Consider the following 11,776-nt stretch of genomic DNA (forward strand, 5'->3'; position numbering starts at 1 on the left):
TGGGGCGGTGCGGAGGGTCGCGCGAGGCGATTTTCGGGCTTCTGCTCGACGATTCGGGCTGTCGCTCGCGTTTGGTCAACGGACGGCAAGTTACTGATCTGGCGCGAATCATCTTCGGAGTTCATTGGCGGATTCTAGCCGAATCAGCGGATTTTTCGTAACATTCGAGCGGACGAACTTTACAGCGAGGGTGGCTGTGGTTCATGGGCCCGACAAGGAGACGGTTGATGATGCCGCCTGGAATGAGGCGGTTGCAAGGGAGGCCGTGATCCGCAGACTGGTCTCGCTCGACTGCCCCGGCCGGTCCGATTTCTTCCGGGCTTGCCGTGAACTCGGCCTCAAGCGAACCCGGCTTTACGAACTGATCAGGGCTTATCGGGAGCATCCGGTCACGAGTTCGCTGCTGCCGCGCCCGGGCGGCACGAGACAGGGCAGCCGCCGGTTGCCGGATGAGACCGAAGCGGTAATCGCCGAAGCGCTCCGGGACTTTTACAAGACACGCCAGAAGCCGAGCATCAATCGACTGCACAAGGAGATCCGCGGGCTCTGCCGCTCGCGTGGCGTGCGCGTACCGTCCTGGCATGCGCTGAAGGCGCGGATCGAGGTCATAGACCCCGCCGAACTGACCAAGGCACGGGAAGGCTCGAAGGCAGCGCGTGATCGCTTCCACCCAGTTCCGGGAGAATATGCCGCCGAGTGCGCGTTCAACGTAGTCCAGATCGACCACACGCTGGTCGATGTCATTGTCGTCGATCGCCGATGTCGGCGGCCCCTGCAGCGGCCGTTGCTGACGCTCGCCATCGACATCGCAAGCCGCATGGTCGCGGGCTTCTACCTGACGCTCGAGGCGCCGTCGACGGTTTCGGTCGCACTCGTAATCCAGCATGTCGTGCAGCCGAAAGAGGTGTGGCTTGCCGGACTGGGCATCGATGCGAAGTGGCCGGCCTGCGGGTTCCCTGATGCCATCCACCTCGATAACGCCAAGGAATTCCGGTCGCGCGCCCTGCAGCGGGGCGCTGAGGAATATGGCATCGAGCTCATCCATCGTCCGATCGCCACTCCCCACTATGGCGGCCATATCGAGCGGCTGATCGGCACCATGATGGGCGCCGTCCATCTTCTGCCGGGCACGACGTTCAGCGACATCGACGAGCGTGGCAGCTATGATTCCGCCGCCCATGCGACGATGACTCTGGATGAACTGGAGCGGTGGATGGCGCTCGAAATCACGCGCTACCACGCCGATCGCCATGGAACGCTGGGGATTCCGCCGCTTGCGGCATGGCACGAGGCTGCGGCCCGCCGCGTTCGGCCTGTGCGTCAGCCCCACGATCTCGCCGGCTTCACGATCGATTTCCTGCCCAGCGCCGACCGGCTGGTGCGGCGTGACGGCATTCACCTGTTCGGTCTCCGCTACTGGGATGACGTGCTGAGCATATGGGCCGGTCGGCTCGATCGTGCGTTGCGCGTTTCCTACGATCCACGCGATCTTTCGAGGGTTTTCGTGCGCGCTCCGGATGGTACGCGCTGGCCGATCCGCTTTGCCGATCTGCGGCGCGCGCCGATCACACTTGGCGAACATCGCCGCGCTCGGACCGCCCTGCGGGAACGCGGTCTTTCGCTGGTCGACGAGCAGCTGATCTTCGAGACCATTGAGTCCCAGCGCGCACTAGTCGAGGACGCGACCAGGCGCACCAAGGCAGCGCGTCAGCTGGCGGAGAGGCGCGACCGAGCGCTGGAGGCTGCCGCGTCAAACGCGCTGGTTGCGGCCGAGCCGGCGCAAATCGAGGATGAGCGGCCGATCGACTGGAGCAAGGTCCCCGTCTTTCCCGTCGAGGAATGGTCGTGAGAGGGGAGGGGACTTTCGAGCACCTCGACGACCGCTACCGCCGCTATGCCGCTTTGCCCGACGAAGAGCGCATTGCCTGGATCAAGGCCGACCGCTGGATCGGCTTCGACCAGGCGCAAGCCGCACTTGTCCGCCTGAACGCGTTGCTTGCCTATCCCCCACGTGACCGTATGCCCTGCCTGCTGATCTATGGCGACACCGGCATGGGCAAGACCAAGATCGTCCGCAAATTCGAGCGGGCGCATCCGCCCACATTGTGTCAGTCGACGGGCGTGACCAACAGGCCGGTCGTCGTGGCCCAAGTACCCTCGGAGCCGGTCGAGCGCGACCTCTATCGGGAACTGCTGGCCAGCCTGCAGGCTCCAGCGCTCGTCGGCGGCGCGCTTGCCCGGGAGAAAGACATCTGCCGCTCGCTGCTGCGCACCGTCGGCGCCAGAATGATCGTGCTCGACGAGGTCAACGGCATGCTGGCGGGGACCTATCGGCAGCAACGGATTTTCCTGAATGCGCTGCGGTTTCTCGCAAACGACCTCAGAGTGCCGCTTGTCTGCGCCGGTACCGACCTGGCGCGCCAGGCCTTGCTCACCGACGCGCAGCTTGCCGAGCGCTTCGAGGCGTTTCATCTCAAGCTCTGGAAGAACGATCACGCCTTTGCGCGGCTCTTGAAAAGCCTCGCTGGCATCCTGCCGCTGCGCGCTCCGTCCGATCTCGAAACGGACGCGGTTCGTGAAAGGATCCACACGCTCACCAGCGGCGTCACGTTCAGGATTTTCCAGCTGATCGAGACGGCAGCCGAGGAGGCGATCCGGTCGGGGAAGGAACGGCTCGACCTGATGAGCTTCGGCGATGATCTTGTCCTTCCGCTTGTGTCGATGACGCAATCGGCACGCCGGCGGATGCCGCAGCCGGCGGCCGGGTGATGGAGCCGGATCGTCTGCCCGTGGCGCCGCGGCCCTTTCGCGACGAATTGCTGTCCTCCTGGATGGCGCGGGTGGCATGCCGCTACGGCCTTACGGCGCAGCAACTAGCCGGCTATTTCAGTGGCCTGTCGTCACCCCTGCCGATAGACGACGGGGCTCCGGCGGCCGGGCAGACGAGGGTTTGGGCACAGATCTGCAGTGTCGACCCCGATCGGTTGCATCGCCTGTCCCTGAGCTGGCGCTACCCGCGACGCGCTCGAGCCTGGTACGTAAGCAGGGGACCGGAATGGACGCCGTCGGCGATGTCCGGGTCTATCCCAGTCTGTCTCGCTTGCTTCGCTGCCGATCGCGCTGCGGGCCACGACGCGCATCTTCGAGCCGGCTGGATGCTCGCCGAACGCTGTATCTGCCCAACTCATGGCGAGTTGCTGCACGATCACTGCGTATCGTGCCACTGGCGTCTTTCCGTGGCTTTCCACCTGCACGACGGAAGCGCGCGGCCTGTCTGCAGCCATTGCGCGCGGCTTCTCACCGATAGGGGAGGGAGGGCGGTCAGCCACAGGATCCCGCCCTCCTGGCGACGGCGCTGGCCACCCAGCAGCGGATCACGGCAAGCGTCAACGGTGAAAATCCCGAGGGCGACAGGCTCGAGAAGGCGCTCTCAGTGCTCTGGGCGCCGCTCGACCATCCGGCAGCAGCGCGGCCGGTGCTGGCGCTGTGGTTCAACGAAGCCGGCTGGCGCTGTCCCTATGAAGCCAGGCATGCCGTCGGCGCCAAAACTCCGCTCGGCCAGTTGCCGGTGCGCTGGCGCTTCCTGACGCTGCTGGCTCTGGACGACGTTTTCGGTACCGATCCGCGCGTGGACGGTGCAATGCCGCCTGTCGCCGCTCATCTCGCCCGGCGGGCCGCGCCACGACCGATCCGCCTCTCAAGGCCAAGCCGACGGCCGCACGTCCAGCTGCTGAAGCGCTCGGCGGCCGAGTACGAGCGCCTGGCACGTCAAATTCTGGCTGATCCGAACTGGACCGCAGCGGAAGAGCTGCCCCCGCGAAAGCGAGAGCGTGTCCGGGCTCGGCTGATCGATGCTGCGCTTGCCGGGAATCCGGCGTCACCCGGGGCATGGTTGTCGCCCAAACTATCGAGCGACGAGCAGGCGATTCAGAAATGCTGAGACTGCGTGCTGCGGGGCGTAGTCTCACGAATTTCGATTCATCCGGCCGTACAAGGATGCACGAGATTTCGTCCGCAAGCCCGATTGACGTCGATATCGGCATTCTGCTCGACGAGAGAGGCTGCCCGCTGCCGCTGTCCGGGGATTAAGCGCAAACCCGGTCCGCTCAATGAACGCGAATTCTCGTCGATCTGACGCCTAAAGGAGACTGTCCGCCGGTGAAAAGCGAGCCACAAGGCCATTTTTTAAGGGGTCTCACAAAACGAGCGATAATGCAAGATTATCATTCATTATTGTTTGCCGACAGGCAGGGCGCTTTAGGCATATTATCGTTGTCAAAAGCGCCGCCGTGATTCATCCTGCTTTTCGATGATTCTGCGGCCCAAACTCCTCTCGCGCCACCCCGGCAAGCTTCTTGACGCGGTGGCCGTCGCTCCGTGGGCCCTGGTCCCGGCCTGGCTGCGCCGGGCAATCCCGGATGCGCAAAGCGTTGCGGGAAAGGAAGTTGAGGAGGTCGCGCTTGCTGCCGGTGCTGCTATCGGCGCCCTCGATGCGGTAGTCCGCCGGCAGGAACGGTGGGCCGGGGTCTGGCGGCAGCGCCTGGCGCTTGTCGCGGCCGCGGTGACGGCACGACAGGCCGGCCGCGTCGAGGATTCTTTGGCATTGCGCGACGCCGTGCTGCTGACACGCCCCGGCGATTTTTTGTCCGTTGGCCCGGCCGGGCTTTTGCTGCTCGCCTGGCGCCGGTTGGTCGACACGCCTGCCGAGAAACTGCTGACCGAGCGGAGCATCGGCGCGGTGTTGGAAGAACTCGGCTACGCCCCGGATGAAGAGGTGGTCAGCGCTCTGGTGGGGGAACTCGGTCAGATCGGCGGCGGGGCAGAGACGGTCGGGATGCTGACCGGTGCTTTTGTGGCCGCCGAACGCTATGGTTTTGGGCCGGCTTTCGGCGCCTGGCTCGCCGACGGTCTGCTGGCGCAGCGGCTGGCGTGGCCGCATGCAATACCGCTGCTGGGCACCGAAGCTGCTTTTTTTGGCATGCGTGCCGGGCATTCACGTCGGGCGGCGACCGGTATGGCGGCAGCGGGCCCTGAGACAGAGCCGGAGCGTGCCAAAAAACTGCTGGCGGCACAGGCGCGGGCGGCGCTGCGCGCCATCGATCTTTTTGCTGAGCTCGGCCGCCGTGCCGAAAAACTGCTGGCCGTCGCGCCGAAACTCAGGGCCAAGGGAGCGGACGCGATCGTCGACCGGTTGTTGAACGAAGACGCGCTCATGGCCTCGCGCGGGGACAAAAAAATGGACAAAAAGATGAGTGACCGGGGGCTACGCCGCCTGTTCGACCGGCTTCTTGTCCTGGGTGCCGTGCGTGAGCTGTCCGGTCGCCCGACCTTCCGCACCTACGGACTGTGACGATGGCGGCTCGTTCGACCAAAACTCGGCGAGACAATGGGGATGGGCAACGACCGTTGCTTGACCGGGAGCTGGATCACCTGCCGCCGGAGGCGCGCTGGCGCGAATGGATGCAGCGCGTTGAGGCAACCATTTTTGCCGCCAGCGAGCCGGTGACACGTAGTGTCCTCGCGCGGGTGGTTGGCGCGGATTGCAACCTCGATCTCTTGATCGACGACATTCGCGAGGAGCTGCGCGGGCGGCCTTACGACCTGGTCGCCGTCGCCGGCGGCTGGAAACATTTGACCCGGCCGACCTATGCCGACGCCATCCGCGCCGCTATGGGCGGCAGTGAGAAGGCGATGGATCTCACGCAATCCGAGGTGCTGGTGCTGATGTGCGTGGCGTATTTCCAGCCGATCACCCGCGCCGAGTTGTCGTCTTTCTTCGGCAAGGAGATCAGTCGTGATTTTATTGGTCATCTGCGCGGCGCGAAGCTGATTGCGTCCGGCCCGCGCAGCCCGACGCCCGGCGCGCCCTACACCTACGTGACGACCAAAGAATTCCTGTTGGAGTTCGGCCTCGACACGCTGCGCGACCTGCCGGATTTCGAGGCGCTCGAAGACGCCGGGTTGCTGTCGAAGGAGAAGCTGCTGGCAGGGGATATTCCGATGGGGATTGCGGGCGGTGAAGATGATGGCGAGGACGAGCAGCCGAGCGTCGGTCTCGTCGACGACGCGATGTGATGAACGGATCATCCTGGTTTTCCTGCGCCCGCCGATGAGAACTCATGACCATGACGACTGATCGTGCGACAGGCGATGACCGGTGAACCTACATGGCGTTGCCGTCAAGCAGGCTGGCCGGAAATAGCACCAACTTGGTGCCGCCGGCATAGCGTCGCGGCGAGAACAGGATGTCACGAAACCCTGCTGCTTGACCTGGTCGGCGGGCTTCCAGGAAGATTCTGATGCTGTCCCGTGTCTTCCTGACGACCAGCACGAAAGCGAATTTGCTCGTGCGAACAAGGCCGGTCTATGCCGATGCGTCGTCTGGCGGGGCAGTTCGCTTTGGAGCGGTTTGGTGATCGCTGAGGGTCTGGGAGAGACTGTGCAGCGCCCTCAGCAATTCTCCCATCGCCATACTGTGGGACAGCCCGTCTTTTTCGACGACCTTGATCAGCGCCTCGATATGGGCGCTGTCGGTATCCCACGGATTCGAAGAAGTTTTCATAAAGCATCGATTCAGGGGCAACGCGCGGGCGGCCAGGAGCGGGATGCCGCCCGCCGTGTTGCCTGATTTGCGTACTCGTTACCTGGCGCGAATCCCAATCTCGCTGATTATGGTTAAAATAGCATTACAGACTGCGTTTGAATCAGCACCGAAGCATGCCGCTTTGTCGGGCGGATGCAGCGGCACGAGGGCAATGCCCGTGTCGAACGGACACGACAGGATGGCCTGCTCGATTGTCAGAAACTGAAAGCGAACAGTAGATGTCGGTGTGATCGCCAGGACTGCTGAGCGACCTTACGGAATTCGAGGATTTCGGCTGCCCGCTTTGGCATCGAATGCTCGGTCGTGGTGATTGAGTGTGAAATCGCACCGAACAGTAACCCCGCGTCGAGCAGGATTTATCGACCTGATTTCATTGCGAAAATTAGAATTGTCCAAGGATCTAAGAAGGCGCAAATCGCAACCCTTCGAAAATCTGGGAAAGAGCAGCTGAATCAGACACTTGAGCATGCTGGTGCTTGGGGTTACTGTTCGGCGCGATTTCACAACGTGTATGCGAAACTGATAAAGGTGAAGGCCGCGCCACCTCGATGACAACCTTGTCCGCTACAATGTCGCTTGCACCTATTCGCTGCTGGGCGAGACTGATGGTGCCATCAAATTGCCGGAAATTTGCCTGAAGCAGTTTGGGACCGACATGAAGCAATGGATCAAAAACGACTCTCGATCTCATCCGGGATCATCCGGCAATCAGACGCTTTTAGCGCCGTATTGATGTCCGTCAGCAATGCTATGTTAGGAAGTCAAATGGCTGAGCCGCCCTATCGCGTCCAGGCGTTCAACAGCGCCACGCACTCCGAAAACAGGATGCACGATGATGCGGTGGCGCAAAAATATGGCTTCAGCGGCGGCCTGGTGCCAGGCGTCGATGTCTTTGCGTATATGGTCCACGTTCCGGTGGCGAAGTGGGGACGAGCCTTCCTCGAGCGCGGCCTGATGGAGGTGCGCTTCGCGAAGCCGGTTTACGATGGCGAAACCGTGGTGGTTACGTCCGAGCCTTCAGACGAAGGCCTAGCGATTGCGCTCAACGGCAGCGACGTTCGAGCTGCCGGCAGTGCCTCGCTGCCGGACGCGCCACCCCCGATCTCCGTTGGCGATTATCCCGAGACTGCGCCGGTTGCGGTGCGGGGGCCGGTCGATCTCAGGTCTTACCAGGTCGGCAAATGGCTCGGAACGGCGCCGCGCTCCTGGCCGGGCCAATCTGGAGCGGACTATCGGGCGGAAGTACGCGAAACCGATCCAATCTATGCTCGCGAAGGGTTGGTGCATCCCGGTATGGTGCAGCGGGTTATGAACCGGGTCTTGATGGAGAACGCTTTACTGGGGCCGTGGATTCATCTCGGCAGCCGCATGCAGATGCTGTCCACAGCTGCTTGCGATGAAGAGTTGGTCGCGCGGGCACGCGTTACCGCGAACTACGAAAAGAAGGGCAACCGTTTCGTGGAAGTAGATGCCGTTGTTGTTGCGAACGGCCGGAAGTTGATCGCCCACTGCCAGCACATCGCGATCTATCAACTTCGCGAACGAGCAGCGTGAGGCACAAGGCTGTCGAGCAGCATCGTCACCGGCGCACCCGGTTCTGCAGGCCGTCAAAACAGATAAGGGAACGCAAGACACGCACGTGACAATCGCTCCACCAGACGCGGACGGGGATTCTAGTCGCCTTTCAAGTTTGTCCCCCAGGACAGCCCGTGTCTGCTTCGGCGGCGCGGGCATCCTTACAACGAAAGCAATCAAAGATGCCCAATGCGGCGCTGGTATATCCCGATACGAAGCTCTTTATTGATGGCGAATGGCGTGAGGGTCGCGAATGCCGGACTATTCCGGTTATTGATCCGGCGACCGAGGAGACGATCGGCTCGGTTGCACATACCGCGCGCCGGATCTCGACGCCGCGCTGGCCGCCGCCGATCGCGGCTTCAAACTCTGAAGCTCAACCTCGGCGTTTGATCGGTCTAAGCTGATGTGCAAGGCCGCCGGCTTGCTGCGAGAGCGCGGAGATCGCATCGCCTGGCTCCTGACGCGCGAGCAAGGCAAACCTTTGGCAGAGGCCAAGGGCGAAGTGATGGCGGCGCCGACATCATCGATTGGTTCGCTGAGGAGGCGCGCCGCACTTGCGGCCAGGTGATTCCGGCGCGCGCGCGAAGAGCCATGCAGATGACGCTCAAAGCTGCCGGTCGGTCCGGTGGCCGCGTTCACGCCCTGGAACTTCCCGTCAATCAAACAGTGCGCAAGCTCTCCGCGGCGCTCGCCGCCGGCTGCTCGATCATCGAAGGCGCCGGCACCGCCGCCGGCGGCGCCTGCCGAGCTCCTTGGCGCCTTCGTCGATGCCGGCGTGACCGCCGGGGGTCGTCACTCTGGTCTCTGGCGCGCCGGGGGAGATCTCCGAGTGTGAAAATGCGCCGGCCAGTGACCCCGCGTCGAGCAGGATTTGTCGTGCTGATTTCATTGCGAAGATGAGTGTTGTCCTAGGGATCTCAGAAGGCACGATTGTGACCCTGCGAATCTCACAAAGAGCAGCTGTATCAAACTCTTGAATGTTCCAGTACCTAGGGTCACTGGCCGGCGCATTTTCGCAGCCGATCGCCTAATCAGATTCACGCGCTCGAAGGCGCACTGAGTCAGTCGGTCTGGTCGGCATCGAGGTATCGTCCCTCGGTTCATTACGCTTCGGCACCTTGGGGTCGATTGCACTATTTGGTAGTTTGTTCCGGCGCCGCGTGGAGAGTCTGCCATGTGGCCAGGGCTCGGGACAAGTGTCGGTCCATCATTCCCACTGCCAAATCGGTTCGACGAGCCTCAATGGCTTCAAGTATCTCACAATGATCGTCGTAAGCTTGCGTGCCCCGTGAGTAATCTGAAAAGTATATTATGCGACGCTGTTTTGAGAATTCATAAAATAATTTCACCGTGCGAAGCAGTACTCTATTCTGTGTTGAAGCGACGATTCCAAGATGGAACGCTTCATCCTCAGCCTCAATTGTCTTTTTGCTATCAATTGCAAGCTTCGTTTTGTAGAGGATTTCCCTCAGCCGATCTACGTCCTGATCCCGCCTTCTATCGCAGGAAATCCGTACGCCCTGCAGCTCCAGAATACTTCGCACTTCAAACACGTCCTTAGTCTCTTCAGGCTGAAACGGCAGGCCAGAAGACGCACGAAGAACGAGGGCCTCGATGCTACTTTCCTCAGAATTTCTAAGATAGATCCCAGAGTTAGGCCTTCGCTCAATCACACGCATCGACTCGAGAGCGGCCAAAGCCTCGCGAACCGCCCCGCGACTGACATTGAACCTGTCGGCAAAGTCACGTTCCGACGGCAATCGTTCGTTCGGCTCATAGCGACGCTCATCAATGAATGAGAGTATTTTCCCTACAACGTTCGGGACACCGGCAATCCTATCGCTTTCCGTCTTCTCAAGCATTTTTCGGTCTTTTTTCCAGCCGTCAGTCCATCCCAACCAGGTCCATCCCGATACGGAAGGGTCATAAATCATACGCGTTGCTTGGCAACTCGAACCCAAAGTACCAGTGAAACCCTAGCCGGTCTACCAAATTGGTTAATCCGGCTCCGCGCTGAAGCTGCCATATGCCCGATGGTTAAGCCACCCGTTCATTAAACTCCCCACGGCATGCCTTGCGCGTAGAGATGGCCAAGCGCGGCGCCCGGCCAACACCAAGCCGATGGCCTAGCCGTAAACGCCGTCCGCCGTTCAGGGCCTTCCTCTATCGCCACCGCACCCTCGAGACGCAGGTCGAAACTACCTTGCTCTCGTCAAACTCATTTCAGCTAAAATCTAGATGCAATTCATGGGTCGGTGACCTATAAATGCCCCCGGAACGCTCGGAGAGGCGTTCAGGTAGGAGCCCGACCATGATCAAGATGAGCGTCTACTATCCGGCCCATGGCGGCTCGAAGTTCGACCACGATTACTACTGTGCCAGCCACCTGCCACTGATCAGAGAACGAATGGGCGATGCCTGCCTGCGCTACGAGATCGAGAAGGGCCTAACGGGCCGCGAACCTGGAAGCGCGCCGGAGTTCGTCGCAGCGTGCCACATCTACTCACCGAGCCTGGGGACATTCCGGGAGGCGTTCGGCCCACACCGCGCGGAGATCGTCGCGGACGTCGCCAACTATACGGACATCGCACCCATCGTGCAGATCAGCGAAATCGTTGGAGCGTAAGGGCTTCGGTGCGTCAGGCTTGGCCGTTGTCCGGGATCGGCGTCGTGCTCGCCATGACCAGCTAACCGGTGCCGAACAGGTCCACGATCAGGAACGTGTCATTGCCATTCATGCGACAACTACTTTGCTCTCGTCAAGCGCGCTTCAGCCAAAATCTGGATGCGCTCTATGAACCGGTGAAGTAGACCGGCGCTGGCGAACGGTTCCAGAAAGCACCCGAAGCCTGCATCATTAACTCCATCTATCTTCGAAGTAGGGGTCAAAGTTCGGTCGTGCGGATACCCGCCGGGACCAGCGCCGCGTCGATCATTGCCATGACCATGTTCTGCGGGGCCTTGCCGATGTCGATGACATGTCGGCGGTGTCTATAGTGAGGGTGAACATGCGTCTCTCTCCTCACCTGCGAAGAGTAGAGCGAAGGTGCAGCCCGCTCACCGACTTGAGGCCAGCCTGCCGCAAAGTTCATCGGCAAAACCCGCTTCCAAGCACATTCCGCACGCAAAAGCCGTTTCACGCTTTTGCTTGGAAATGGGGTTAGCCCTTGTCCGCGGCCAGGCCTACCTGTTCGACAGCGTGCGCCGCGCAGATTTCGTCGTTGTCCGATGTATCGCCGGAGATTCCGACAGCACCGAGGGTTTCGCCCGCTTCCCCGCGTATCAGGACACCACCGGGAACCGGCACGATCTTCCCGCCGGAAACGCCGGACAGGGCTTGGACAAAATGAACACGCTCGGCGGCGGCCGCGTTCAGCCAGCGGGAGCCCGAGCCGACCGCCAGCGCGCCATAGGCTTTGCCAAAGGCGATCTCGAAGCGGAGCATGGAAGAACCATCCTGCTTCTGGAATGCGATGAGGTGGCCGCCTGCATCGAGCACCGCGACCGAGAGCGGCTTCAGGTTGAGCTCCCGCCCCCGATCCAGCGCGGATTCGATGATGCGATTGGCGACATTCAACGTGATGGTATTCATTG

The 11,776-nt window shown here is 61.6% G+C and carries 12 protein-coding genes and 2 pseudogenes; 10 read left to right on the forward strand and 4 right to left on the reverse strand.

Annotated features, from left to right (window positions below):
- Positions 1–265 precede the first annotated feature (265 nt).
- From IG197_RS30695 to IG197_RS30715, 6 genes and pseudogenes are all read left to right on the forward strand, one after another.
- The gene (locus IG197_RS30695; RefSeq protein WP_246765472.1) at positions 266–1,849 is read left to right on the forward strand and encodes a Mu transposase C-terminal domain-containing protein; all 1,584 of its coding nucleotides are present in this window, start codon (positions 266–268) and stop codon (positions 1,847–1,849) included.
- A complete protein-coding gene (locus IG197_RS30700) occupies positions 1,840–2,769 on the forward strand; it encodes a TniB family NTP-binding protein (RefSeq protein ID WP_154386546.1) in 930 nt (309 codons plus the stop codon). Before IG197_RS30695 ends, IG197_RS30700 begins: the two co-directional genes overlap by 10 nt.
- Positions 2,769–3,188, forward strand: a pseudogene (locus IG197_RS36940) (TniQ family protein); the annotation flags it as partial. The gene IG197_RS30700 and the pseudogene IG197_RS36940, both read left to right, overlap by 1 nt.
- 245 nt (positions 3,189–3,433) lie before the next feature.
- On the forward strand, positions 3,434–3,940 hold the full coding sequence (locus IG197_RS36375) for a hypothetical protein (protein WP_246670852.1): 507 nt from the start codon (positions 3,434–3,436) through the stop codon (positions 3,938–3,940).
- Between the two features lie 369 nt (positions 3,941–4,309).
- The gene (locus IG197_RS30710) at positions 4,310–5,350 is read left to right on the forward strand and encodes a DUF1403 family protein (RefSeq protein ID WP_154386543.1); all 1,041 of its coding nucleotides are present in this window, start codon (positions 4,310–4,312) and stop codon (positions 5,348–5,350) included.
- A 2-nt stretch (positions 5,351–5,352) separates the two neighbouring features.
- Positions 5,353–6,075, forward strand: coding sequence for an SMC-Scp complex subunit ScpB (locus IG197_RS30715; RefSeq protein ID WP_093037012.1), 723 nt, complete (start codon positions 5,353–5,355; stop codon positions 6,073–6,075).
- A gap of 289 nt (positions 6,076–6,364) precedes the next feature.
- On the opposite strand, the gene IG197_RS30720 is transcribed toward IG197_RS30715, so the two are convergent.
- Both IG197_RS30720 and IG197_RS30725 read right to left on the reverse strand, forming a co-directional pair.
- The gene (locus IG197_RS30720; protein ID WP_093037015.1) at positions 6,365–6,562 is read right to left on the reverse strand and encodes a hypothetical protein; all 198 of its coding nucleotides are present in this window, start codon (positions 6,560–6,562) and stop codon (positions 6,365–6,367) included.
- A gap of 442 nt (positions 6,563–7,004) precedes the next feature.
- Positions 7,005–7,295, reverse strand: coding sequence for a hypothetical protein (locus IG197_RS30725; protein WP_139274564.1), 291 nt, complete (start codon positions 7,293–7,295; stop codon positions 7,005–7,007).
- A gap of 74 nt (positions 7,296–7,369) precedes the next feature.
- On the opposite strand from IG197_RS30725, the gene IG197_RS30730 reads away from it, so the two are divergent.
- The 3 genes and pseudogenes from IG197_RS30730 to IG197_RS30735 all read left to right on the forward strand — a co-directional run bounded on the left by IG197_RS30730 (position 7,370) and on the right by IG197_RS30735 (position 9,082).
- Positions 7,370–8,158 carry a MaoC family dehydratase gene (locus tag IG197_RS30730; RefSeq protein WP_093037332.1) on the forward strand — a complete coding sequence of 263 codons (789 nt, stop codon included), beginning with the start codon at positions 7,370–7,372 and terminating at the stop codon, positions 8,156–8,158.
- A 155-nt stretch (positions 8,159–8,313) separates the two neighbouring features.
- A complete protein-coding gene (locus IG197_RS36945; protein ID WP_245414195.1) occupies positions 8,314–8,586 on the forward strand; it encodes a hypothetical protein in 273 nt (90 codons plus the stop codon).
- Positions 8,586–9,082: pseudogene (locus IG197_RS30735) on the forward strand (aldehyde dehydrogenase family protein). Before IG197_RS36945 ends, IG197_RS30735 begins: the two are co-directional and overlap by 1 nt.
- A 233-nt stretch (positions 9,083–9,315) precedes the next feature.
- Here IG197_RS30735 and IG197_RS30740 read toward each other — a convergent pair.
- Entirely contained in the window at positions 9,316–10,044 is a 729-nt protein-coding gene (locus IG197_RS30740; protein WP_093037017.1) for a FadR/GntR family transcriptional regulator, read from the reverse strand.
- Positions 10,045–10,493: 449 nt separating this feature from the next.
- On the opposite strand from IG197_RS30740, the gene IG197_RS30745 reads away from it, so the two are divergent.
- Entirely contained in the window at positions 10,494–10,808 is a 315-nt protein-coding gene (locus tag IG197_RS30745) for an EthD family reductase (RefSeq protein WP_093037020.1), read from the forward strand.
- 534 nt (positions 10,809–11,342) lie between these two features.
- On the opposite strand, the gene IG197_RS30750 is transcribed toward IG197_RS30745, so the two are convergent.
- Entirely contained in the window at positions 11,343–11,774 is a 432-nt protein-coding gene (locus IG197_RS30750; protein WP_093037026.1) for a heme-binding protein, read from the reverse strand.
- Positions 11,775–11,776: the final 2 nt, after the last annotated feature.

Origin of the sequence: Aminobacter sp. SR38 (genome assembly GCF_014843375.1) — a bacterium.
In the GTDB taxonomy this organism is placed as follows: domain Bacteria; phylum Pseudomonadota; class Alphaproteobacteria; order Rhizobiales; family Rhizobiaceae; genus Aminobacter; species Aminobacter ciceronei.

Excerpts from the sequence above, each read along its gene's own strand:
- IG197_RS30700 (WP_154386546.1), top strand. The coding sequence starts at position 1,840 with ATGGTCGTGAGAGGGGAGGGGACTTTCGAGCACCTCGACGACCGCTAC.
- IG197_RS30710 (WP_154386543.1), top strand. The coding sequence starts at position 4,310 with ATGATTCTGCGGCCCAAACTCCTCTCGCGCCACCCCGGCAAGCTTCTT.
- IG197_RS30715 (WP_093037012.1), top strand. The coding sequence starts at position 5,353 with ATGGCGGCTCGTTCGACCAAAACTCGGCGAGACAATGGGGATGGGCAA.
- IG197_RS30720 (WP_093037015.1), bottom strand. The coding sequence starts at position 6,562 with ATGAAAACTTCTTCGAATCCGTGGGATACCGACAGCGCCCATATCGAG.
- IG197_RS30725 (WP_139274564.1), bottom strand. The coding sequence starts at position 7,295 with ATGAGATCGAGAGTCGTTTTTGATCCATTGCTTCATGTCGGTCCCAAA.
- IG197_RS30730 (WP_093037332.1), top strand. The coding sequence starts at position 7,370 with ATGGCTGAGCCGCCCTATCGCGTCCAGGCGTTCAACAGCGCCACGCAC.
- IG197_RS30740 (WP_093037017.1), bottom strand. The coding sequence starts at position 10,044 with ATGCTTGAGAAGACGGAAAGCGATAGGATTGCCGGTGTCCCGAACGTT.
- IG197_RS30745 (WP_093037020.1), top strand. The coding sequence starts at position 10,494 with ATGATCAAGATGAGCGTCTACTATCCGGCCCATGGCGGCTCGAAGTTC.
- IG197_RS30750 (WP_093037026.1), bottom strand. The coding sequence starts at position 11,774 with ATGAATACCATCACGTTGAATGTCGCCAATCGCATCATCGAATCCGCG.